Source organism: Thalassobacillus sp. C254, from assembly GCF_001310615.1.
In genome coordinates, this window is sequence record NZ_BAXQ01000001.1 from 419,852 (window position 1) to 442,318 (window position 22,467).

General features: G+C 41.0%; 19 protein-coding genes and 7 pseudogenes. 6 read left to right on the forward strand and 20 right to left on the reverse strand.

Going from position 1 to position 22,467, the window contains the following annotated elements; genetic code table 11:
• Both JCM19033_RS02320 and JCM19033_RS02325 read left to right on the forward strand, forming a co-directional pair.
• Entirely contained in the window at positions 1–396 is a 396-nt protein-coding gene (locus JCM19033_RS02320) for a hypothetical protein (RefSeq protein WP_269757919.1), read from the forward strand.
• 152 nt (positions 397–548) lie between these two features.
• Positions 549–758 carry a hypothetical protein gene (locus JCM19033_RS02325; RefSeq protein ID WP_198153392.1) on the forward strand — a complete coding sequence of 70 codons (210 nt, stop codon included), beginning with the start codon at positions 549–551 and terminating at the stop codon, positions 756–758.
• 134 nt (positions 759–892) lie between these two features.
• On the opposite strand, the gene JCM19033_RS02330 is transcribed toward JCM19033_RS02325, so the two are convergent.
• The gene (locus JCM19033_RS02330) at positions 893–1,840 is read right to left on the reverse strand and encodes a bifunctional oligoribonuclease/PAP phosphatase NrnA (protein WP_054635118.1); all 948 of its coding nucleotides are present in this window, start codon (positions 1,838–1,840) and stop codon (positions 893–895) included.
• Between the two features lie 165 nt (positions 1,841–2,005).
• On the opposite strand from JCM19033_RS02330, the gene JCM19033_RS02335 reads away from it, so the two are divergent.
• Entirely contained in the window at positions 2,006–2,317 is a 312-nt protein-coding gene (locus JCM19033_RS02335; RefSeq protein WP_054635119.1) for a YtpI family protein, read from the forward strand.
• Positions 2,318–2,375: 58 nt separating this feature from the next.
• On the opposite strand, the gene JCM19033_RS02340 is transcribed toward JCM19033_RS02335, so the two are convergent.
• The 7 genes and pseudogenes from JCM19033_RS02340 to JCM19033_RS23070 all read right to left on the reverse strand — a co-directional run bounded on the left by JCM19033_RS02340 (position 2,376) and on the right by JCM19033_RS23070 (position 8,426).
• Positions 2,376–3,686, reverse strand: a complete 1,311-nt coding sequence (locus tag JCM19033_RS02340) for a CBS domain-containing protein (RefSeq protein WP_054635120.1) — start codon at positions 3,684–3,686, stop codon at positions 2,376–2,378.
• A 208-nt stretch (positions 3,687–3,894) separates the two neighbouring features.
• Positions 3,895–4,577, reverse strand: a pseudogene (locus JCM19033_RS02345) (metal-dependent hydrolase).
• Positions 4,578–4,782: 205 nt separating this feature from the next.
• Positions 4,783–6,062: pseudogene (locus JCM19033_RS02350) on the reverse strand (TRAP transporter large permease).
• A gap of 30 nt (positions 6,063–6,092) precedes the next feature.
• Positions 6,093–6,665, reverse strand: a complete 573-nt coding sequence (locus JCM19033_RS02355) for a TRAP transporter small permease (RefSeq protein WP_054635121.1) — start codon at positions 6,663–6,665, stop codon at positions 6,093–6,095.
• 282 nt (positions 6,666–6,947) lie between these two features.
• A complete protein-coding gene (locus JCM19033_RS02360) occupies positions 6,948–7,325 on the reverse strand; it encodes a hypothetical protein (RefSeq protein WP_054635122.1) in 378 nt (125 codons plus the stop codon).
• Positions 7,326–7,370: 45 nt separating this feature from the next.
• Positions 7,371–8,143, reverse strand: a pseudogene (locus JCM19033_RS02365) (SDR family oxidoreductase).
• Between the two features lie 130 nt (positions 8,144–8,273).
• Entirely contained in the window at positions 8,274–8,426 is a 153-nt protein-coding gene (locus JCM19033_RS23070; RefSeq protein WP_157049704.1) for a hypothetical protein, read from the reverse strand.
• A gap of 144 nt (positions 8,427–8,570) precedes the next feature.
• Between JCM19033_RS23070 and JCM19033_RS02370 the strand changes: the two genes are divergently transcribed.
• Positions 8,571–9,011, forward strand: a complete 441-nt coding sequence (locus tag JCM19033_RS02370) for a universal stress protein (RefSeq protein ID WP_054635123.1) — start codon at positions 8,571–8,573, stop codon at positions 9,009–9,011.
• A gap of 45 nt (positions 9,012–9,056) precedes the next feature.
• Here the strand turns inward: JCM19033_RS02370 and argH are convergent.
• Positions 9,057–10,441, reverse strand: a pseudogene (gene argH, locus JCM19033_RS02375) (argininosuccinate lyase).
• Positions 10,438–11,642 (reverse strand): annotated as a pseudogene (locus tag JCM19033_RS02380) (argininosuccinate synthase). Before JCM19033_RS02380 ends, argH begins: the two co-directional pseudogenes overlap by 4 nt.
• A gap of 386 nt (positions 11,643–12,028) precedes the next feature.
• On the opposite strand from JCM19033_RS02380, the gene JCM19033_RS02385 reads away from it, so the two are divergent.
• Positions 12,029–12,334 carry a hypothetical protein gene (locus tag JCM19033_RS02385; protein WP_054635124.1) on the forward strand — a complete coding sequence of 102 codons (306 nt, stop codon included), beginning with the start codon at positions 12,029–12,031 and terminating at the stop codon, positions 12,332–12,334.
• 164 nt (positions 12,335–12,498) lie between these two features.
• Here JCM19033_RS02385 and JCM19033_RS02390 read toward each other — a convergent pair whose 3' ends face one another.
• The 3 genes and pseudogenes from JCM19033_RS02390 to JCM19033_RS02400 all read right to left on the reverse strand — a co-directional run bounded on the left by JCM19033_RS02390 (position 12,499) and on the right by JCM19033_RS02400 (position 15,925).
• Positions 12,499–13,341: an EcsC family protein gene (locus JCM19033_RS02390; RefSeq protein ID WP_054635125.1), complete on the reverse strand. Its 843-nt coding sequence runs from the start codon at positions 13,339–13,341 to the stop codon at positions 12,499–12,501.
• Positions 13,342–13,498: 157 nt separating this feature from the next.
• Positions 13,499–14,685: pseudogene (locus JCM19033_RS02395) on the reverse strand (acetate kinase).
• Positions 14,686–14,932: 247 nt separating this feature from the next.
• Positions 14,933–15,925, reverse strand: coding sequence for a class I SAM-dependent methyltransferase (locus JCM19033_RS02400; protein ID WP_054635159.1), 993 nt, complete (start codon positions 15,923–15,925; stop codon positions 14,933–14,935).
• A 289-nt stretch (positions 15,926–16,214) separates the two neighbouring features.
• Between JCM19033_RS02400 and JCM19033_RS02405 the strand changes: the two genes are divergently transcribed.
• On the forward strand, positions 16,215–17,045 hold the full coding sequence (locus JCM19033_RS02405; protein ID WP_054635126.1) for a cupin domain-containing protein: 831 nt from the start codon (positions 16,215–16,217) through the stop codon (positions 17,043–17,045).
• Between the two features lie 83 nt (positions 17,046–17,128).
• Here JCM19033_RS02405 and tpx read toward each other — a convergent pair whose 3' ends face one another.
• The 7 genes and pseudogenes from tpx to JCM19033_RS02435 all read right to left on the reverse strand — a co-directional run bounded on the left by tpx (position 17,129) and on the right by JCM19033_RS02435 (position 22,458).
• On the reverse strand, positions 17,129–17,635 hold the full coding sequence (gene tpx / locus JCM19033_RS02410) for a thiol peroxidase (RefSeq protein WP_054635127.1): 507 nt from the start codon (positions 17,633–17,635) through the stop codon (positions 17,129–17,131).
• Positions 17,636–17,838: 203 nt separating this feature from the next.
• On the reverse strand, positions 17,839–18,279 hold the full coding sequence (ytfJ, locus tag JCM19033_RS02415; RefSeq protein WP_054635128.1) for a GerW family sporulation protein: 441 nt from the start codon (positions 18,277–18,279) through the stop codon (positions 17,839–17,841).
• A 2-nt stretch (positions 18,280–18,281) separates the two neighbouring features.
• On the reverse strand, positions 18,282–18,959 hold the full coding sequence (locus tag JCM19033_RS02420) for a DUF2953 domain-containing protein (protein ID WP_054635129.1): 678 nt from the start codon (positions 18,957–18,959) through the stop codon (positions 18,282–18,284).
• A 377-nt stretch (positions 18,960–19,336) separates the two neighbouring features.
• Positions 19,337–19,579 (reverse strand): RDD family protein, encoded by a 243-nt coding sequence (locus JCM19033_RS27020; protein ID WP_306301192.1) that lies wholly within the window; start codon positions 19,577–19,579, stop codon positions 19,337–19,339.
• Between the two features lie 119 nt (positions 19,580–19,698).
• Positions 19,699–20,433 carry a signal peptide peptidase SppA gene (gene sppA, locus JCM19033_RS02430; protein ID WP_306301193.1) on the reverse strand — a complete coding sequence of 245 codons (735 nt, stop codon included), beginning with the start codon at positions 20,431–20,433 and terminating at the stop codon, positions 19,699–19,701.
• Entirely contained in the window at positions 20,391–20,696 is a 306-nt protein-coding gene (locus JCM19033_RS27025; protein ID WP_306301194.1) for a hypothetical protein, read from the reverse strand. The genes sppA and JCM19033_RS27025 overlap by 43 nt, the downstream gene beginning before the upstream one ends.
• A 2-nt stretch (positions 20,697–20,698) precedes the next feature.
• Positions 20,699–22,458 (reverse strand): annotated as a pseudogene (locus JCM19033_RS02435) (amidohydrolase).
• Between the last annotated feature and the right edge of the window lie 9 nt (positions 22,459–22,467).

Sequence of the window (22,467 nt, forward strand, 5' to 3'; positions counted from 1 at the left end):
ATGAAAAAATTGATTATAGATTTAAAAAAACAGCAGCTTACTATTGAAGCTCAACAGGAAACGATTGAAATGCTTAGAAGTGAAGAAAAAAAATTGAACGAAGAAAACGAAAAGAAATTAACCATTCAAGAAATCCTGGTATATTTCACAAACGAAGAAAAAATCCGTTTAAGCGAGCTCACTCTCCATGAACTAAGACAGCAAATAGAAAATGAGCTGAAAGGCATAAAAAATAGTGACATAGAAAGTGTGGTTACAAATAAAGAACTAATGATAAAGACAATTGAAAACAAAGAATTCTTAGTAGGTGAGCATTTGTACCATGTAAAAGTGGAGCAAATATATATGTACACTACATTAGAACTTCATCTAAAAATCCTCCCCAAAAACCGCTAAGCACAATCCTTTTAAAAAATAATAAAAACAGGCTACAAAACTTGATATTTTAGTTATAATAGAGGAAAGAGTATAATGTAGAAGAGGCACCCTTGTTTTTCAAATGTTGCCTTCCCTTGAACCTACCATTCACTTAGAGGAGGTGTGTTGGTTTGGATATGACTGGTAAGGAAATGGTCATGAACCGAAAAGAACTCGCGCTTCAGAAAGTAGATAAGATTAAAGCAGGATACTCTGCTTTTGCGGAATCGAAGGAAGTTACAGCCATGATACGAAAAGAACTTCAAAAACAAGGAATTGATGTGTACGAGGATATTACAGATTTAGGATCCTGGTTTATACCGAGCAATAAAAAAGAATAATACAATCCCGCTTATCTGCCGGGATTCTTTCATTTTCGGGCCTTTAAGACCAAATATTTACCCTTTGTAAGAGTCCTCTCACTTAACAATACCCCCAAAAAACTGACAGTACCAGCGATGAGAAGCAGAGGTTCCTACTTAAAGGAGTATTGCAGGCACTCTTTTTCAAGAAGAGAGATAATTTCCTTTGTTTCGGCTGTGTTCTTTGCCTTTGCCCCTGCAGCCATAGGATGCCCTCCCCCATCAAATTGGGCGGCGACCTTATTGATGACCGGCCCTTTTGAACGAAGCCGCACACGATAACTTCCATCTTCGTTTTCTACAAAAAAGACCCAGGCCTTGATTCCTTCTACTTCACTAAATGAATTCACCACTGCCGAAGATTCATTTAAAGACACCTTACATTCTTTCAGGAGACTTTGAGGTAAATAAGATATCCCTAATCCGCTTTTCCGCATTTCAAAATCCTGCAGGACTCTTCCTTGAAAACGAACCAGATTTTCCGGCTTTTCATACATCTTTGTATATAGCTCAGTTCTGTCAAAATCAATTTTTATAAGCTCCGCTGTATACTGGAGGGTCTTTGCTGTCGTGTTAGGAAAGCGAAAACGACCCGTGTCTCCCACAATCCCTGCATAAAGAAGACGGGCTGACTCCTCGGTCAGGTTCCATTCATCCTGAACCTCCATGAACAGTTCGGTAATCATTTCACTGGTTGAGCTTGCAGAAGTATCCACCCATACGATGTCGCCATATGGCTCATCATTCGGATGGTGATCAATTTTAATGATTTTATCACCTAGCTTATATCGCTTATCACTGATCCTTTCCTGATTTGCTGTATCACATACAATGACAAGGGAGCCCTGATATGTTTTTTCTTCCACAGTATCCATCTTCAGGAGAAAGGTTAAGGAAGGCTCTTCTTCTCCAGTCACATAAACCTCTTTTTCTGGAAAGGTGTCTTTTAGCAGCCGGGCAAGCCCCCCCTGTGACCCAAGGGCATCAGGATCCGGGCTTTCGTGGCGGTGAATAATGATCTTGTTATACATGTTGATCATTTCTATTATCTCTTTTTTCATCAATACCCCTCACTTTCATTCGTTACAAACAATGACCGCCCTGATTACTTACTATATCTTGTCACACAAATTTCATGCTGCCAAGGTGGCTTTTCTTAAAAAGCATTTGGCATTTTGATTCAGGGAAGGTAAAATTAAAGGCAGAAAACATCCAGGAGGGGTCCTATGACACAAATACTTGTCGTGATAATTGTCCTAGCTGTTGCTATGTATATATTTTATAAAGCAAAAGTTATCCGCACGAAAGCTCCCGCCGAGAAAAGGTGGCAGCAAATGAAAGCCACGATGGCTTTAGGAACGTTTGTCACAGCTTTTGGTTTAAACCTTGCCTTAACGCCAAGAAGCACTCTCGAATTGATTATTGGTCTCGTATTCATCTTGCTTGGAGGAGCAAATGTTTTACTAGGATACAAAGGCTATAAGCACTACCTTCCTTTTGTCGAACAAGAAGCAGAAGAAGCCCGAATGAAAGCATAAGGATACGTTTTTAAAGCATGACCAGCAGCTAAGACGCCGGCTCATGCTTTTTTTTATTCTATCTTTCTAAAAGCTGTGCCATTAACAAAGCTTTTCCTACAATCTTTCCTTCATGGTACAACTCTACGTCCATTTTCCCGTATTTTCTCCCTACTTCAAGCACTCTTCCTTTTGTTTCAATGGTACTTTCTATCTGGACAGGCTTAATGAAATACAGTGTTATATTTTCTACAACCATGTCTCCTCTTTTGTATTGCCGGAGGACTCTGCTTCCTGTTTCTGTAACGAGGGTGGTAATAACACCATATGAAAGCATGCCAAGGTGATTGGTCATTTGAGGAGAAACTTCACATTGGAAGTCATATTCAGAGCCTGTAGTTGTATCATGAAACCTGCTTGTAATTGTATCCTCAATCGTTTCACCAACATGGGGCTGGCGTTGAATCATCTGCAGAGCTTTTAACACGTCTTGTCTGCTGATGACACCAAGAAGCTTACTGTGATGATCAATAACAGGTAGCAGTTCAATTCCTTCCCAAACCATCACATGAGCTACAGAAGCAATTGATGTTCTTTCATTTACTGTAATTGGCGATTTAGTCATTACTTTTTCGATAGGAATGTGATACTGAGCTCCCAGTACATCCTTGGCTGCAACCATTCCCTTTACTTTCATGTCTTCATCTATGACAGGATAGCGGCTGTGGCCTGTCCGCTCGTTTAGTTCATGCCACTTTTCCACTGTATTCTCTGTGGTCATAAAGTAGGTATCCTGAAGAGGAATTAAAATGTCATCAACGACTGCAATTTCCTTTTTAATCAACTGGTCATATATCGCCCGGTTAATCATTGCAGCGACAGTAAAAGTATCATAGCTCGTTGTAATGACAGGCAGTTCAAGCTCATCCGCCAGTTCAATCACATCTTCGTTTGTATCAAACCCTCCTGTAATGAGAACAGCCGATCCTGCCTCTAGAGCTAGCTTATGTACTTGATAACGATTCCCTACAATTAAAAGGTTTCCTGCTTCTACGTACCTCATCATTGCCTCAAGCTTCATCGCGCCGATGACAAACCGATTTAACGTTTTGTGCAGTCCATTCCTTCCTCCAAGTACATGCCCGTCCACTATGTTAACAACTTCAGCATAGGTCAGTTTTTCAATATTGTCCTTCTGCTTCTTTTCTATCCTAATTGTCCCCACTCGCTCAATGGTTGTTACCAGGCCTTGGTTTTCTGCATCCTTAATCGCCCTGTAAGCTGTTCCTTCACTTACATTAAGAAACTTTGCAATTTGGCGCACTGAAATTTTCTCTCCCACGCCAAGTTCAGTAATATGCTGTAAAATTTGTTCGTGCTTGGTTGCCACTGGAAGCCCCCCTTGTTAGTTATCTGATCTGTTTCACTAAAATGCGGTCACTGTACTACTTTTTATTATAAAGTTGGGGGTCTTGTAAATCAAGACACGGAAGAACCAACCTTAAGTTGTTTTATATCAGGTTGATTAAGTGTCTTTAAAAATACACAAAAAAGATACCCTCTGCTTTAAAAGCAGAGGGGTATTGTTTGGGAAAAGTCTACAGTTCGATAGATTCTCCAGCTTCTAATGCTTTCCCTTTCGTGTCTCCAAGAGAATCTACGAATTTCTTGGGGTCCTGTTTAATCACAGGCATAGTGTTATAGTGCATAGGAACGGTGTACTCAGGCTGATCCATTCTACAGCTGTCTTGGCATCTTCCGGTCCCATGGTGAAGTTGTCACCAATAGGCACAAACAGCAAATCTACATTTGTGCGTTCTGCAATTAATTTTATGTCAGAGAAAAGCCCTGTATCCCCCATATGGTAGATTGTTTTCCCTTCTGCTGTAAATAGGATTCCTGCCGGCATGCCCGTATATACAATGCGCTGGTTTTCTTCTTCTGTGTAAGCAGATCCATGGAAGGCTTGTGTAAGCTTAACATGACCGAAATCAAAATCGTGGCCCCCGCCAATGTGCATTGGATGAGTATTTACCCCTTGCCATCCTAAATAAGTAGCCAATTCAAAAGGAGCTACTACGAGTGCGTCATTCTTTTTTGCTAACTCTACCGTATCTCCTACATGATCATTATGTCCATGAGTAAGCAGGATCACATCTGCTTCTACGTTTTCCGCTTCTAAATCACACATGCCGTTCCCTGTAATAAAAGGATCAATTATGATTTTCTTTCCGTTCGTTTCAATAGCTACAACAGAATGTCCATGATAAGTAACTTTCATTCGAAACACTCCCTTACTTTCATAGTATAGTGGAAAAAATCCCTATTCCTTACTTAACATAATTTTCCCTCTATTTCAAAGGTTCCTTTTCGTTTCAAAGGTTAAACCTCTCCTTTTGTCAAACCCGGTCACTAGTTTTGCAAAACAATGCACCCAATTGTTCGTTACATATAATAATTGGGTGCAGTTCAGCTTGTCTTGTATTCTAGTTTCTAAATTGCGGCAAGTAGGTGGAAAATTCCGGAATAAAGATAATAATTAGTAAAGTTAAAATCATAGCGACAAAGTAAGGGACTACAGCCTTGGACAGTGATTCAATTGAAAGGCCGGATATCCCCGCCCCTACAAATAAATTAACCCCAAGGGGAGGAGTAATAAATCCTACTGCTAAGTTAACAATCATAATAATCCCGAAATGAACAGGATCGTACCCTAAATTAACGGCAATTGGAAGTAAAATAGGGGTAAGTATGATAATAGCAGCGAGCGTATCCATAAAGCACCCTACAACAAGAAGGAGTACTGTTATCATAAGTATGATAATAAGTGGGTTTTGAGATACTGACATCATGCCTTCAGCTACTTGATTAGGAATTTGTTCCACTGTTAGCAGGCGTCCAAAGGCAGTCGCAGTCCCTACTATAATAAGGACGGTAGCCGTAGTTAAAGCCGCATCAGCAAATACCTTAGGAAGCATTGTAAGCTTAAGTTCCCGGTAAAGCACGATCCCGGCAAACAACCCGTAAATAACAGCGACAACAGCCGCTTCAGTAGGAGTGAAAACTCCCCCGTAAATTCCTCCTAAAATAATAACAGGAATTAACAAAGCCCATTTAGCATCCCATATAGCTTTTCCTATTCCTTTTATTGAAGTTTTTTTCTCAAGACCCCTGTATCCCATCTTTTTGGAATATAAGTAAGCATAAAGAATAAGAGCTCCTCCTACAAGTAAACCGGGGATAATCCCCGCAATAAATAAATTGCCGATTGAAGTACTTCCTGTTACCCCGTATATAACCATAGGTATACTCGGGGGAATAATGACTCCAAGTGAGCCAGCTGCAGCTACGGTAGCCGTTGCGAACTTTTTATCATATCCCTGCCTTACCATAGCAGGAATCATAATTCCCCCTATAGCTGCTACTGTAGCGGGTCCGGAACCCGAAATTGCTGCAAAAAACATACAAGTAATAATTGTGGCAATAGCAAATCCTCCTGTTTTGTTTCCTACAAGAGAATTAGCTACATTAAATAACCTTTCAGACACCCCGCCTTTCCCCATAATTTCGCCAGCTAGTATAAAAAAAGGCACAGCCATTAACGGAAATGAATCTATCGAAGTAATTAGTCCTTGGACTAAAAACTCAACTGGCAATGTCCTGAATAAACAATCGCTATTAACGAAGCAAGACCTAAAGCGATCCCAATAGGAACGCTAAGGAGCAAAAAGAAAGCAAAGCTTCCAAATAAAACTAAAGTAGTCAATATATTTCCTCCCTTCCTTTGAGGTCATTCTTAGCCTCTGCTTCCTTTAAATTTCTCAGGCAGGGGTTGTTCTACATCTCCTCTTTCTAAAGCGTCATCAAGTTCTGTTTTTACGTAAAACTCTTCTTTTCCTAATAGGGCCTTTAGCTGCAAATACATTTGCTGAATGATCCTGACAGCTGTTAAGCTCATCCCAATTGGCGCAGCCGCGTATACCACTCCCATAGGCAGGTTCAAGGAAGGTGATGTTTGCCCAAACAATAATAAGCTTTCCGTTATTCTATAGCCATATATTACTACAAACACGGCAAATGATAAGAAACATAGATTAGCTGCCATATGTAATAAAATCTTGCCTCTTTCTTTTAAAAGTAAAAGCAAGACATCAACTTTAATATGTCTCTGTTTTTTCACTCCATAACTTATCCCGATATAAACTAGCCAGATAAAGCAGTACCTTGCCAGCTCTTCAGACCATGCTAATGAACTGCCTAAAAAATAACGCATAAACACCTGGAGAGCAATAACACCTACCATAATACCTGTAAATATGACAAGTAGCAGTTCCTCCAGGTGCTTATCTAAATATGTAACGATTCTCATCACTTTGCCTCCTTTAAACAGGACAATTTCTCCCGTTTCTGCTGACACGAAGGCGTTTCACTACTAAATAAGCAGTGCTCCAATCCCTCGGCTGCATCCACTATGCCGTTGGCGTTTTACCTTACATTATTATATGACAAAAAATTTTGTTTTTCAAATGAATTTTTAGAAATCAAAGCCTGCAACAGTAATAAAAAATACCTCTTCCCTCACTGCAAACATTAGAGGAAAGAGGTATTTTCATTTATTTACATCATATCAGGTATAAAGGCTCTTTTCTTTTTAATTCTTTTCCCAAACCCAGCTGTATAACTGGCTTTCTCCGCTTCTCCACCGAATATCAAATCGCTCTAAATCCGGAAAAGGACCGTTTTTAAGGCGGGCTGCTAACTCTTCAGCCTCTGCTTCTTCTGATAAATCAAGCAAAGCAAAAACTTTTTCTACATTTGGTTTCGCCTTCTCACCATGAAGGACTTTGTCACCATGATGCCATTCATATGTTCCTGGGCTGTCAAATTCCCAATGATAAACGTCCCCATCGGACTCAAGAGTTACCCGAAAAGAGAAATTTTCCATTAATTCATCGGCATAGACTACTGATGGAGCAAAAATACCACAAAGCAGAAATGCCATTGTAAAAAATACCGGCAAGCTTCTCATGAAATCACCTCATCCATAATTTGCCGATATTTTTTTATTTTATACTTATTCCTCTGCTTTTCCCCTGTATTTATGCAGAACGTCTACCCCCCCTGTTACTTCTATTACTGATCCTGTGATCATATCCGAATCTTCCTCGCATAAGAACGCTATCGTCCTTGCAATGTCTCCGCCGGTTCCTGGCCTTCCTACCGGCGTTATGTTATCGGTTTTCCCTTTCGCCTCCTGAATACTTGCCTCTTTATTCTCTTCAGTAATTACCCCTGGACAAACCATGTTCACGGTGATGCCATTTTCGGCTTCTTCCAGTGCCACTGACTTCATTAGAGAAACAAGACCTACTTTGGACGCAGCATAAGCAGAACGGTACAGCCATCCAGGTGCGTCGCCGGCCCCCTGAAAGCCATATGTAATGATCCTTCCATACTTCTGCTCGCGCATGTGGGGAACAACATGCTGAAATAGATAAAACATGGAAGTCAGGTTCCCGTCTACCATTTCATGCCACTCTTCCGGCTTATAATCCATTAACTTTTTCCGTTCAAATACATAAGGTCCAGCATTATTCACTAACACATCAATTCGTCCAAACCGGTTTACTCCTTCACTTACAATCCGTGCTAAATCCTCTTTTTGTGTTACATCGCCCTGAACGATATGTATTTGATCAAGCTTATCGTGGTATTGTTCTTTTAAGGCCTGCACTGCCTTATGTCGCTTCGGTAACTCACGGTCACAGCGTACCCTTTATTTATAAACGTCTCCGTGACTTTTCTCCCCAAGCCTTTTGAGCCTGCAGTGATAATTGCATGACGCATGGAAGCTCCTCCTTCGACCCAGCGTTCCTAGTTCTCTCTTTCTTAAATCATACTATGAGTTAAATTTTAAATTCAAATATTCACTCTTCCCTAGTAAGAAAGCCCTCTGAAGACAGAGGGCTTTTCCACTCTATGCTTTCATGTTTGCAGAGTGGCCTTCTTCATTGGTCTCAAGACGCTGAGAAGTGTCCGAGCCAACATGGTAATAGTCCAAAAGTTGATTATGGACATGTTCTTCCCCTTCATGCTCATAGTGAAATTGCTGCTTTTGTTGTTTATCCACTCTTCATCTCTCCCTTCTGAGGATGGTTCCCTCGTTTTATAAGATGAGCTACTATCAGTTTTTTATGACAGTTCAAAATGTAACCCCTTACATGTTATAATAGATTAATAGAATGGGTATATGACAAAGGGGGGTGAAGGTAACATGTCTCAATACAAAAAAATTTTAGTCGCCGTGGATGGTTCAAAAGAAGCCAAAAGGGCTTTACAGCGTTCTTATTTGTTTGCAAAAGAAAACAATGCAGAATTAGTGATCGCTCATATTATTGATACACGTACCTTTGCTACCATTGAACAATACGACCGCACAGTTGTCAGCAGGGCAGAAATGTATGGAAAAGACCTGTTGGATCAGTATAAAACAGAAGCTGAGGCTGCCGGTGTGGAAACCGTAAGCACTATCATCGATTTTGGTTCACCTAAAGTGAAAATCCCAAAAGACGTAGCAAAGAAAGTGGAGGCAGATCTTATTATCACTGGAGCAACTGGATTAAATGCGGTGGAGCGCATGTTAATCGGCAGTGTATCAGAAGCGATCGCACGCCACGCAAAATGCGATGTTCTTATTGTACGCAAAGACTCATAAAGTACATGATGTAAAAAGCGGATGTCCTTTTTGGACACCCGTTTTTTATTGTTCTTTTTGATTAACTTTTTCTTTGCCTGATTCAATCGCTTTTTTGACTTGTTCAAAGCCCGTTCCACCAGCACTGTTTCTTCTCTCCACAACAGTCTTGGGCTGAAGTACGTTGTAAATGTCTTCTTCAAACAACGTACTTGCATCCTTATATTCATCAAAGGAAAGATCCAGAAGATATTTGTTTTGTTGAATACATTGAAGGACAAGCTTCCCTACAACCTCATGAGCTTCTCGAAACGGCATTCCTTTTCCGGCAAGATAATCAGCCAGCTCAGTTGCATTGGAAAAATCAGAATGAGTGGCGTTTATCATTTTCTCTTTATTGACAGTCATCGTTTCAACCATGCCAGTAAAGATTTTCAGTGAACCAGTAAGTGTAGTAACGGCATCAAATACGCCTTCCTTATCCTCTTGCATGTCTTTATTATACGCTAAAGGCAGCCCTTTTAACGTAGTTAATAAAGAAAACAGGCTTCCATATACCCGACCCGTTTTCCTCGAATCAATTCAGCCATGTCCGGGTTTTTCTTTTGAGGCATAATACTGCTTCCTGTCGCAAACGTGTCATCCAGCTCTATAAACTGAAATTCCTGGGTTGACCAGAGAATAAACTCTTCTGCCAAACGGGAAAGGTGCATCATAATCGTTGAACCCGTACCGAGAAACTCAATAATAAAATCCCTGTCACTTACAGCATCCAGCTGTTTTCATAAATGCCGTCAAACTCTAATAGCTCCGCAGAAAATTCACGGTCAATGGGGAAAGTGGTACCTGCAAGGGCACCTGCCCCCAGAGGAGACACATTTATTCTTTTCAGGCCATCCTCAAGGCGTGAATAATCACGCTCCAGCATCCAGAAATATGCCATTAAATGATGAGCAAAAGAGACAGGCTGTGCACGCTGTAAATGTGTGTACCCTGGAATTAACGTCTCAACGTGCTCCTCAGCCTGGCCGAGAATGGCTTTTTGAAACTGCTTTATAAGTTCCATAATTTCTTTTGTATGGTTTCGTAAATATAAGTGAATATCAGTAGCTACCTGATCGTTTCTGCTTCTTCCCGTATGAAGCTTGCCTCCTACGGAACCTATTTCATCAATCAGCAGCTTTTCCAGGTTTAAATGTATATCCTCATTTTGCACAGAATATTCAAGCTCATTATTTTTTGCTTTTTTTTAAAAGCGTATGTAATCCTTGTTGAATCTTTTCTCCTTCTTCTTCAGAAAGGATTTCACACTTTGTCAGCATTTTTACATGAGCAAGACTTCCCTGGATGTCTTCTTCCACTAACTTTTGATCAAAAGGGATGGATGCCCCAAAGGCATCCACCCACTCTTCTGCACTCTTTGTGAAACGTCCTCCCCAAAGCTTGGTCATACGTTTACACCCTTTTTATTTACCATGCTTTGAACCTTGGTAGGCAGACCCCATAGGGAAATAAACCCTACTGCCGCACTATGGTCAAACTCGTCATCTGGGGTATAGGTTGCAAGCTTCTCATTGTACAGGGAGAATTCTGACTTTCTGCCCTCTACTACTGCATGCCCTTTAAACAATTTCACTCTGACTACGCCAGTGACGTTTTTTGCGTCTCAGCAAGGAATGCTTGAAGGGCTGGAGTAAGCTGAGAGAACCATAGGCCGTTATAAATAACCTCTGTAAGCTTTTGTTCAATCATCGGCTTAAAATGTGCTACTTCTTTAGCAAGAGTAAGGTCCTCTAGTTCTTTGTGTGCTTTAATTAACGTCATAGCACCCGGGCACTCATATACTTCTCTTGATTTAATCCCTACCATTCTGTTTTCTACATGGTCGATTCTGCCAACGCCGTGCTTGCCGGCTATATCATTCAAGTAAAGGATAAGGTCATCAAGCTGATAAGCTTTACCATCAATGGCTACAGGCTTCCCTTGCTGGAATTCAATTTCAATGACTTCCGCTTCGTCAGGGGTCTCTTCTAGAGGCTTGGTCAGCTCATAAGCTCCTTCTGGAGGCGTTGCCCATGGGTCTTCAAGAATTCCACACTCATTACTTCTTCCCCAAAGGTTCTGGTCGACAGAGTATGGGTTGTCTAAATTCACGGGTACAGGCACATTGTTTTGTTTGGCGTATTCGATTTCTTCATCTCTTGACCAGCCCCAGTCTCTTACAGGTGCAAGGACTTCAAGGTCTGGATTTAGTGCCTGGATAGATACTTCAAACCTTACCTGGTCGTTCCCTTTTCCAGTACATCCATGAGCCACAGCATCGGCTCCTGTCTGTTCAGCAATTTCTACAAGCTTTTTAGAAATGAGAGGTCTGGACAAAGCAGATACAAGCGGATACTTCTGCTCATATAATGCATGGGCTTGAAGTGCAGGAAGAACGAAGTCTTCCGCGTATTCTTTCTTTGCATCAATTGTATAAGACTGAATAGCGCCTACCTTCAACGCTTTTTCTTTTACGAAATCCAAATCTTTTCCTTCACCGACGTCAAGTCCTACGGCTACTACGTCCCATCCTTGGTCAGTAAGCCACCGGATCGCTACTGATGTATCTAATCCTCCGGAATATGCAAGTACTACTTTCTTTTTACTCATTAATAATCCCTCCGTGTATATCGTGAATATAAATACCTTAGTAATTATTTTTATACATTCATTTTCAAAGAAATAAGAGGAAGCTCCTCTTTGTTTTTAATGCATGTTTTTTCAATTCAACTTATGTTTATTCAATACTTTACCACATACTTATATTTTTGCAATAGGTATCGAGAAAAAATTTAAAAAATATAAATCCCGTTAATTCAACTTCTCCCTGCCCTTGCCAGCTCCAATGTCACAAGCCTTCTTTATCATATAATCAGGCAGGTAAAAAAGTCTACAGAGAATTCATTTCTTTTTATTAAAGTTGTTCCTTGCTCTGTCCAAGCATTTGGTTGTTTATGATAAAATAGCAAAAACGTGTACAGTTAGGAGGGTTCCCGTTGCAATACCGATTTATTCATGATCAAAGACTCGGCATCTCTCTTCCTCAATTAGAAATTGAGTGGGAAAATTATTCTCCAGCCTGTCAGGACGTGATCCTGGAAAAGTGGGAGGAAATACGCGGGAAAATTCCTGAGCGGATACAAGAAATTGAGAACATCATTAATAAGAAACAAGCAATGCTTGATAAGGAAGAAGACTTTGAAACCTCTTGCAGGCTGAATCTGGAAATCGCGGAATTGGCTTCACTGATAAATGATCTTTGGATATGGTATCGAACAACTCAGCATATAACGTTAGATTAAAGCTCGCTTGTAGGTTTTCACTTTTCTTTTTTGAACAAGCACTTATTAGAATTCTTAGATAAGAAAAGGCTCTCACCCCGATGGTGAGAGCCTTTCTTATTAGCTGGATTTTGTCCCAGCCTCTATCTTCAGCCTCTGCCTTCTAAAGAAAAGCAGCTTCTTGCCTACAGACGGCTTTTTTCATATAAATAGCGTTTTTCGTAGAAGTTTTTTGCAACTTCAGTTACCTGGCACGAGAAATTATAATTTACCGTTGCACCGATCAACATACCGGCAACAGGTATGCCTTGAATCAGCTTCTTCCTCGCTAAGGTAATGACAGCAGCTTTCCCGACTTGCCTTAACGGCTGCTGGAACCAGGAAGGATTAATGACTTCTTCTTTTCCACCATAGAAGAAAGGATAATCTGAATCTTCTTCTTCCCACTCCTGTAACACCTCTTCCCAAGCTTTCTTTTGCATGCCTTTTGGCAAAGATGCTACATGGAATACTTTGATCGCAAGCATCATTTCATAAGGTTTTCGTAAGTCGTAGCCAAAAGTTAACGCGGTAAGCTGCACGGCCCGTAAATTAATAATAAGCATAGCAGGAAGGTCAGCACCGATAAGCAGTACTCCTCCGGCCCCCGACAGTCCCCCTTGCCCTAAAGAAATGAGACGCTGCTTCGCCGCCTGCTGCGAATGGATAAAATGCAGCTGATGAAGCTTTAAGCTCTTCATATCTTGAATTTCCTTAACTTCTTCATTAAATATCCTTGCTTGAGTAATAATTCGCTCTGTTGCTTCTTGGTGAAAACGAGAATTCAAGGTTAAAGACTGAGCATAAAATAAAAATTTATCTACGGTATCAAGTAACTTTTGTTTTCTCTTTTCTGGCAGCTTTTTAAAGCCTTCTCTGTAAAGCCTTTGATATGTAACTTCAAAATCAGTAGGCACGTGTGAAAAGAATTCATCCTCCCACCGTTCTATTTCATAGAGGCGCTTTTCTTCTAAATTGGTTAAGGTCACTGGTTACCCTCCTTTGTCTGATCACACTATATTATTCATATCACAATGTGTATAGTTTAAAAAGCATAGCCCTTCAACTTTACCATACATACACTTTCCCTCTACCTTTATTATACGTGAAAAGACCCTTGTGGTATCACAAGGATCTTTTGTTTAATCAGCTGCTCAGTCGAACTGTATCACGCGCCAGCATAACCTCTTCATTTGTAGGAATAATAAGGGCTTTTACCGGGGATTCCTCTGTCGTTAAGAAAGCCTCTTGGCCGCGTACATTGTTCTTTGATTCATCAAAATAAAGGCCAAGAAACTCAAACCCTTTTAGTACCTTTTCTCTTACCACATTACTATTTTCTCCAACGCCGGCTGTAAAGATCACTGCATCCACGCCATTCATACTCGCTGCGTAGGTGCCGATATACTTATGAATGCGGGTAGTTAAAAATGTTTAAGGCTGTCTGTGCTTGTTCATCACCATTACCTGCTTTTTCTTCAATATCACGAAGGTCACTTGAAAAACCACTTAAACCAAGCATCCCACTTTCCTTGTTTAAGATGTTAACGATCTCTCCTGCTTCTTTTCCTGTCTTTTCCATAAGATAAGGAATTAAAGCTGGATCAATGTTCCCGGAACGCGTCCCCATGGTCACGCCAGCTAACGGTGTAAATCCCATGGATGTATCCACAGACTTCCCTCCATCGATTGCTGTAATGCTGGCTCCATTGCCGATATGGCAAGAAATAAGCTTCAAGCCTTCAGCAGGCTTATCAAGTAGCTCTGCTGCTCTTTCGCTTACATATTTATGTGAGGTACCGTGAATCCGTATTTACGGATTCCGTATTTTTCATAATAATCATAAGGAATGCTGTATAGGTATTTTTCTTTTTCCATGGTTTGATGGAAGCTGTATCAAACACTGCCACTGCCGGGACCTCCGGAAGGACTTCTTTAAAAGCACGGATGCCTACAATATTAGCTGGATTATGAAGAGGAGCCAATTCGGAAACTTCCTCAATGCCTGCAAGAACTTCCTCATTAATTAGAACAGAGTCAGAAAACTTTTCGCCCCCATGAACGACACGGTGGCCGATTCCATCAATCTCATCTAGAGATTGAATAATTCCATTAGCAGTAAGGCTGTCGAGCAGCTTCTTTACAGCAGCTTCATGATCAGGAATAGAAAATGTCTCTTTTTTCTTTTCCCCTTCCACTTCGATTGTCAGCTGTGGATTGTCCAGCCCTATTCTCTCTACCAGGCCTTTTGTTAGTACTTCTTCTTCAGGCATATTTAAAAGCTGAAATTTAAGGGAAGAACTTCCTGCATTAATTGCCATGATTTTTGACATAGATTGACGCTCCTTTTTTCACCCTGCATGTTTTAAATAAGATAAAGTTTATAGAAATAATTTCTCCAGATATCAACTATCTACTCTTTTATCCAGAATTTCCTTTCATCATTGTAAACACCTGTCGAAATAAAATGCAAGAAAACCCCTGTTATATCAACCATATTCATACCTTTCTTGATATTCAGACAAGTAAGCGCGAACAAAAATAAAAAGGCCTTTCTTCATAAAGAAAGACCCGTAGTTATTAGTCAATATTTAATTCATCGCTGAACCACTTATCAATTTGGCGCACCATATCCAGTAAAGCATCCTGGCGCGTAAAAGACGGAAGCTCTGCAAGCAGGGCCTGGCGAGGCTGCACAGCCTCTTTCCCTTTCTTTTGTAAAATCCAGATACTTTTTCCAAATTGTTCTGATTTAAACATGGAACTTGGAAGCTGCAGCAGCCCCAAAGTGATAGCATGTTTCTTTATATATTCATTTAACGCGGAAGCTTCTTCGCTTTCAAACATAAAGTTTGGAATAAGAAGGACCATATAACCGCTTTCTTTTAATGATTGCACTGCTTTTTCAATCATTAAATGATGAACATAGGATTGCCCTTTTTTTGCTTTAAGCTCAAAGTTTTCAGCTACATGCTCTTTAGGATAATACCCTACTGGAAGATCTGAAACAATTACATCTACAGGAGGGACCGAAAGCTGCTCGATGCTGTCTTGATGAAATAGCTCCACCTCATATTCCTGGAGGTTGGAAATAACAAAAGCCAGTTTTAACAGCGTTTCATCTGCCTCCACTCCATACGTTACTGCTTCCTTGCTCAACTGGTTTAATACTGCTGTTGTTAAGTTGGCGGTTCCAAGCGCCGGGTCCAGAAGGGTCACATGTTCCTTTTTCTTTACCAGCTTTTGGACAAGATATCCCATAAATAACGCAACAGCATCCGGCGTCATGGCATGGTGGGGCTGCACTGCCTCTTTCATTCCTTTAATCACTGCAAGCTGAAATGCTTTTCTGATTTCTTCTCTTTTGATTTCTTCGGGAGTTTCTTCTTGAAGCTGTTTTTCCAGTTTATCTTTATGGTTCTCTGGAATCTCTTGTACCACTTTCCCCTGGAATAAATTTTCGCCTGCTTCCGCCAGCGACTCCAGGTACGTTCGATCAGTGTGCTCCTGTATTGTTACCGCCATATCATCTATTAAAGCATAGAGCTTTTCAACTTTCGTTGTCGGTTCCATTTTCATCTTTCCTTTCCTCTAATCTCCGATACTTATCCATTTCGACAGTATAGCAAAACCTCCTTTGAAAAGAAACCTTTTAGAAGTGAGACGTGAGACCCTTACAGCAGAGGGAAACACGAAAGATGCAGGTTTTTACATCAGACATGTTTTATTGAAGTACGTTCTTATGAATTAGGCATATGATACTTTCATAAACGGTGAAAGGATGATCCAATATGTATTATGTGCCTATGGTATATCAGAGCCCTTATTATGTTGAAAATGCAAGACACTCCTTACGCTCTAAATGGCAAGAGCCCAAGGAACAAATCGTCAAGTACTGGAAGCCTTGCTTGCTGGGATAAAAAGAGAAGCTTCTACTACTGATCTTTACAGCCGTTTAGCTCAGATAGCGCCAAACCAAAAAAATAGGAATGACCTTTTTCAAGCTGCAGAAAACAAAAGACGACACGTAAGGGAACTCACCTCTCTATACACCGCTATCACTGGCAAGAAGCCTGCGTACCAAATTGAAAAGGCTTCTTTTAACAACTATCAAGAAGGACTGCAAAAAGCTTATGAAAAAGAAGTCAAGGGGGAAGATGCATATCAAAAGAGTTGTTTACTTACTCTTCACCCATTTATTCAAAATACTCTTGCCCGGGTTTTATACGAGAATCAAGCACAAACGGCTCAACTTGACTTTTTAAGAGACCAGGCAGATACGCGGATAAGTGACTATGGAAAGGAACCGTTCGTCGTTGATATTGAAGAAGCTGTGGAAGAAAACAATAACTTTCGAACAGCCATATGGACAGGGGAGCACTTGCAGGTAACTCTTATGAGCATCGATGTTGGTGAAGATATTGGATTGGAAGTGCACCCTGATGTTGATCAATTTTTACGCATAGAAGAGGGGCAAGGACTCGTTCAAATGGGAGAAACCGAAGATCAATTGGATTTTGAAGAAGAAGCTTTTGCAGACTACGCTATCATGGTACCTGCTGGAATGTGGCACAATCTAACCAATACCGGGAACCAACCTCTAAAGCTTTACACTATCTATGCACCTCCAGAGCACCCTTTTGGAACCGTGCATGAAACAAAGGCCATAGCCATGGCTGAGGAACATCACTAAGCGATATTGACGCCATAAGCTCCTGAGTAAAGTAACAAGGTGTTTCCTGAAAAAGGAAACACCTATACACAACTTATGGGTACCTACCCGTTTGTATGCTCTTTTAAATGTTTTAACACAGCTTCATAATCAGGGTGGTCTGTTCCTTCTGAAACGTACTCCGTATAGGTTACTTTATCGTTGCTGTCGATTACAAAAATAGATCGAGCCAACAACCTTAACTCTTCCATAACAACCCCATAAGCCTTTCCGAATGAAAGATCCTTATGATCGGACAGTGTCTGGACATTTTCGATATCCTTATCTGCCGTCCAGCGTCTCTGTGCAAAAGGAAGGTCACAGCTGATAGTGAGTACCTCTACATTATCCAGATTGGCTGCTTCTTCGTTAAATCGGCGAGTCTGTTCTGCACATACTCCTGTATCAATAGAGGGGATAACACTAATCAGCCTTACCTTTCCTTTTGTGTCCATGAGCGAAACCTTGCTCAGATCGTTTGCTAATACTGTAAAGTCCGGAGCGGTGTCCCCTTCTTTTACTTCTTCTCCTAGTAATGTCATCGGGTTGCCTTTAAAAGTTACTTTTGCCATATGATCTCCTCCCTGAAATATCTTCCTGTCCATCTTAGAATGACAGCCGCCCCTCTTTCAAGCATTTACCATTTTAGGGTCGTTTCACATTTTAGATAAATCTTTATTAAAGATGTAACCGAACATCTTTAGTCAACCACAAGATATAACAAAGAAAGCTGCAGATAAAAAAAACGGCCTGCATGAAGGACAGGCCATTTTTCTTATAAAGGCGGGGTTTGATTATTTTGAGACTGTGTTGGCGGGGTCATTCCGCCGCTTTGATTTTGACCGCTGTTTACCATTTGCTGAATTTTTTCTACCACCTGTGGAGCGAACTCCATTAGCTTCTCATAAAGGTGGGTACTATTATCCAGGTGAATCATTTTTATCCCTGTAGAGTTAACAACGAGAAAAGCAATAGGGGTAATGGAAACTCCGCCCCCGCTACCACCGCCAAAAGGGATTTCTACTTCTTCATTCTTCTCAGACATAATAAACTGGCTTCCTCCGGCAGCAAAACCAAAACCTACTTTTGAAACAGGGACAATGACACTTCCGTCAGGACTTTCAACGGGATCACCAACAATGGTGTTAACGTCTACCATCCCTTTTAAATTTTCCATCGCTGTTTTCATAAGACCTTGAATTGGATGTTCAGACACTGTTATGCCTCCTTTTTATGTGATTCCGAACGCCTGTGCTTTACAAAAAGCGAACTGAATTCTCCTTTTGTGTGACGCACAACTAATATTCCCGCAAAAATAGCATGCCCTAATTGAAGAGTTACCATGCATTCTAAATGAGTTTTTGAAGCCCATCCCTGAAAAATGGGGTCTACTTTAAGCTCCGGAATACATTTTAGCGTAAGATATGAAGACAACAGACCCGCCATTGACCCTTTTATGGACCAAATCAGTCCGGAAAGCCATCCGGTCGTGCTGGCATCCCCAGCCCCAAGGCTGCTGCTCCAGTTAAAGCGTTTAACTTTTACATGTTTTAAAAAGCGTCGGGCAATTCGATGCAGACCGACAATCTGCTGCAGCCATCGGTTAAGCTCACGTACTTGCTCCACTAATTCATTTGGCGTTTCTTTTCGTATATATTCTTTGTCCCCGCCCGCTCCTTTTACCTCTTCTTTAAAAACCAAGGAGGGGGATTCTTTGTCTATGGCAATAACAGGGACTTCAATGGTTTTGGATATGACCTTCCACACTGTTATTTTTATCGTGAGCTGGTCATCGTCCCCATTATGCCAATATGTAACATCAAGACGAATTGGGGTGATTAATAGCAAGATTAGCAGTGCTATTATTATGCCTAACGCCCACCACATCCATATCATAATATCCACCTTTTTTTCTTCATTATTGACAACCAATTTTTTCTTTAAACTTGTTTGCCAATTTGTCTTTGGTTTTGTAAAACGAATAGCTTTTATTTCATTTACTTTATATTTCCATCAAAAGATGCTTTGTTGACATATAACATGGCTGCCTCACTGCTTAACCAGGCAGCGTAACTTTTTCATTGAACGTAAAAAAGAGAGCGGCTGTGCCGCTCTCTTACTTTCTTTCATGAATGACCCGTGTATCGGAGAACATATCATGAATTCCTTGTTTTTCATTTGTGAAGCCTACCACGATATAAAGAATATTAGTAATAACAAGCTTCTGTGAATAAACCGTCCGACCACTTCCCTAAACAGGACATCAGACCATTTTAAAACGCCATTGTCTTTTTTATAACCCTCAAACCAAAAAGCATCTTTCCAAGAGTCTGCCCTAAGTATTTTGTCATCAAAAGAAAATATATATATGCTGACAAACTCGAAATAATTCCTTGGGCTGTTAAAAAACCAAACAGGTTCATGTTAGTTCCTTCAATAAAGGCAAATGGTATAAGCAGAAGTCCGTTGACACTAAATACAATAATGAGATCTGTAATGTAAGCCCAAAATCTCATCCAAAACCCTGCATATCTTTGGCTTTCCTCTAAGACTGCTCCTGTCTTAGACTTTCTTCTCGTTCAGGAGTTCTTGTTTCCTCTCCGTTATACGTAGTATCCATAGTCACTTCCCCCTCCTATTCCGTGTACAAATACATGGCTCTAGGAGCATTAGGTTCGGTGAGAAGTTTATTTATCCCAAGCAGCTCCATATCACTGACAACTAAATTTCTGGCTGTTACTCCTAAAAACTGGTTAAAACGAAAAGTCGGCTCAAAACGGACAACCTGGCTTCCTTCTAAACCATATTCCTCTTTCATGATGTCAATGGCATTCGCAAGTGTTCCTAAGTCATCAACTAAGCCTACATCGTGAGCCTGGGTGCCGGAATAGATGCGGCCATCTCCTAACTCTCGCACCTCTTGTTCTGTCAGATTATCTCGGCCGTTATCAATAACTGTAACGAAATCATCGTAAAATTCATCAATGATGCTTTGCAAAATTTCTTCTTCGTCATCAGTCATTTCCCTGGTCGCTGACATAATGTCTTTGTATGGTCCGCTTTGGATCGTTGTAAAGTCTACTCCTAGATCATCAGCTAGTTCTGTTATATTTATATTTTGCATAATCACCCCGATGGAACCAGTAATGGTTGCAGGATGAGCTATGATTCGATCAGCCGGGGCAGCCACGTAATAGCCGCCAGAAGCAGCCTGGTTGCCCATCGTCACATACACGGGTTTCCCCTGTTCTTCCTGGATTTCTACGATGCGATCATGAATTTCTGCACTTTCAACGACCCCTCCGCCAGGCGTATTCACATTAATTATTATCCCTTCAATATCATTGTTTTCTCCGGCACGTTCAAGCATATAAAGAAATTCTCTATGGTTATACCTCCAGAAAACAATCCTTGGTCTGTACCTGTATCTTGAATAACGCCTTCAAGGTCGATCACAGCTATTCTTCCCAGCTCACTGCCATCTTCTACAATATGCTCTTCCCATGGCTCATCACCTGCCTCAAACATCCCTTCAAAGTTACCTGTTGCTATTGTTGAAACAAATTGAAAGGACACAGAGACTAGTAACAATAATGCGGCAATCCCCAAAGCTATCCAACGTTTCCCATTCATATTTAATCCTCCTCTTCCTCTTTTTGATATACTATTGTCTCATCTATAACAGTCTGAAGCACACTGGCAGTCAAAATCTCATCAGGTTGAGCAGTAAGAATATCTTTATCTAATACCGTGAAATCCGCTGCATAACCTGGAAGTATTTTTCCGTAGGTTTCTTCTTTTCCAATGGCTTTGGCGCTTCCTGTTGTAAACAAGCTGACTGCTTCGAAGGGAGTCAGTTTCTGCTCCGGCATATAACCTTCATGGTCTTCCCCCGGGCTTTTTCTGGTGACTGCGGCATGTATTCCTAACAGGGGATCCACTGGTTCAATGGGAGCATCCGATCCTCCAGCACAGTTTAATCCCTCCTTGAGAAGAGTTTTCCATGCAAAAGAATATGGCAGCCTCCATGTACCAAGGCGCTCTTCGACCCAAGGAAAATCAGAAGCGACAAACCTCGGCTGAATATCTAATGCAACCGGAAGGCTTTTAAGTCGTTCCCTAAGGTCTGATGGAGCAATCTGCAGGTGAATAAAGCGGTCCATTGTACGTGGGGGAGCCGGATACTCCTCCACTGCTTCTATCGCATATTCCAATGCCAAATCCCCAATCGTATGGATAGCAACTGGCATTTCAAAAGATCGGGCTTTTTTAACAAGCTCTTTTAATTCATCCCTCGTATGCATGGCTACACCAGAAGTTTCAGGGGCATCATTGTAAGGTTGTCGTAACAAGGCAGTTCTGCCGCCAAGAGCTCCATCGGCAAAGATTTTCATCCCGCCAAAGGAAAGATATTCATTTACTTCTCCATATGTAAACCCTTTGTTTTTCATATCTTCGACCACTTCATGATGCACGAGTAAATGGGCTCTGAATTTTCTTTTCTTGCCATCGATCACCTTAGTAAAGGTATCAAATGTTTGAGCAAACCCTCCGTAATAATTCAAATCCTCTGTATGGCCGCCCACAAGTCCTTTTTTCACCATATCATCCAATGCTGCCGTTAAAGCTTCCTCTAAATACTCATCGGTTACTTCTGGTACTGCTTCTCTTACTAGTTCCTGAGCTGCATCCAATAAATAACCTGTCGCCTCTCCGTCATTATCTCTTACAATAACCCCTCCAGAAGGATTTTCTGTCTCTGCAGTAACCTGGCCGAGTTCAAGGGCCTTAGAATTCGCCAGGATTGCGTGACGGCATACTCTTGTAAGAACTACTGGATTGTCAGGAGCAATTTCATCCAGTTCTTGACGGTGAAAAATTTTTCTGTCCGGAAAATTGTTTTCATTCCACCCTCTCCTAAAAGCCACTGCCCCCGTTTTAACTCCCTTGCTTTTTCAAGCAGAGCTTTTTTCATATCGTCAGCAGACTTCAACTGTGATAAATCCAGGCGAAGCATACTCTCACCATAACCAATCATATGTAAATGACTGTCGACAAACCCGGGGAATACAACGCCTCCTTTAAGATCTACGTATGTGGTGATCGTTTCGTTCCATTTATTTTTCATTTCCTTTTTAGTACCAACAGCCTTAATTCGTCCATTATGTGTAACAACGGCTTCTACTGATTCACTCTCATCATTCATTGTATAAATCTTGCCGTTATACCAAAGTGTGCCCACCGCTCTTCTCACCCCGTATCTTCGTTTTCTAGTCTTCATCTTCCCAAAAGTAAGCAGGCTTTTCAACTCAAAAGGATACTGCGTTGCTGTTCTTCTTAGAAAATACATAAACTCACAAAAGGAGAAGGCCATGCCTTCTCCTCGTATAGCCATATTATTCAA

Bases quoted from the DNA above. Each gene is read 5' to 3' on its own strand.
- JCM19033_RS02420 (WP_054635129.1), bottom strand. From the start codon at position 18,959: ATGATATGGATGTGGTGGGCGTTAGGCATAATAATAGCACTGCTAATC.
- JCM19033_RS02335 (WP_054635119.1), top strand. From the start codon at position 2,006: ATGACACAAATACTTGTCGTGATAATTGTCCTAGCTGTTGCTATGTAT.
- JCM19033_RS02330 (WP_054635118.1), bottom strand. From the start codon at position 1,840: ATGAAAAAAGAGATAATAGAAATGATCAACATGTATAACAAGATCATT.
- JCM19033_RS02320 (WP_269757919.1), top strand. From the start codon at position 1: ATGAAAAAATTGATTATAGATTTAAAAAAACAGCAGCTTACTATTGAA.
- JCM19033_RS02370 (WP_054635123.1), top strand. From the start codon at position 8,571: ATGTCTCAATACAAAAAAATTTTAGTCGCCGTGGATGGTTCAAAAGAA.
- sppA (WP_306301193.1), bottom strand. From the start codon at position 20,433: ATGCTTGAACGTGCCGGAGAAAACAATGATATTGAAGGGATAATAATT.
- JCM19033_RS02405 (WP_054635126.1), top strand. From the start codon at position 16,215: ATGGCAAGAGCCCAAGGAACAAATCGTCAAGTACTGGAAGCCTTGCTT.
- JCM19033_RS27020 (WP_306301192.1), bottom strand. From the start codon at position 19,579: ATGAGATTTTGGGCTTACATTACAGATCTCATTATTGTATTTAGTGTC.
- JCM19033_RS02355 (WP_054635121.1), bottom strand. From the start codon at position 6,665: ATGAGAATCGTTACATATTTAGATAAGCACCTGGAGGAACTGCTACTT.
- tpx (WP_054635127.1), bottom strand. From the start codon at position 17,635: ATGGCAAAAGTAACTTTTAAAGGCAACCCGATGACATTACTAGGAGAA.
- JCM19033_RS02360 (WP_054635122.1), bottom strand. From the start codon at position 7,325: ATGAGAAGCTTGCCGGTATTTTTTACAATGGCATTTCTGCTTTGTGGT.
- JCM19033_RS02400 (WP_054635159.1), bottom strand. From the start codon at position 15,925: ATGGAACCGACAACGAAAGTTGAAAAGCTCTATGCTTTAATAGATGAT.
- JCM19033_RS27025 (WP_306301194.1), bottom strand. From the start codon at position 20,696: ATGAATGGGAAACGTTGGATAGCTTTGGGGATTGCCGCATTATTGTTA.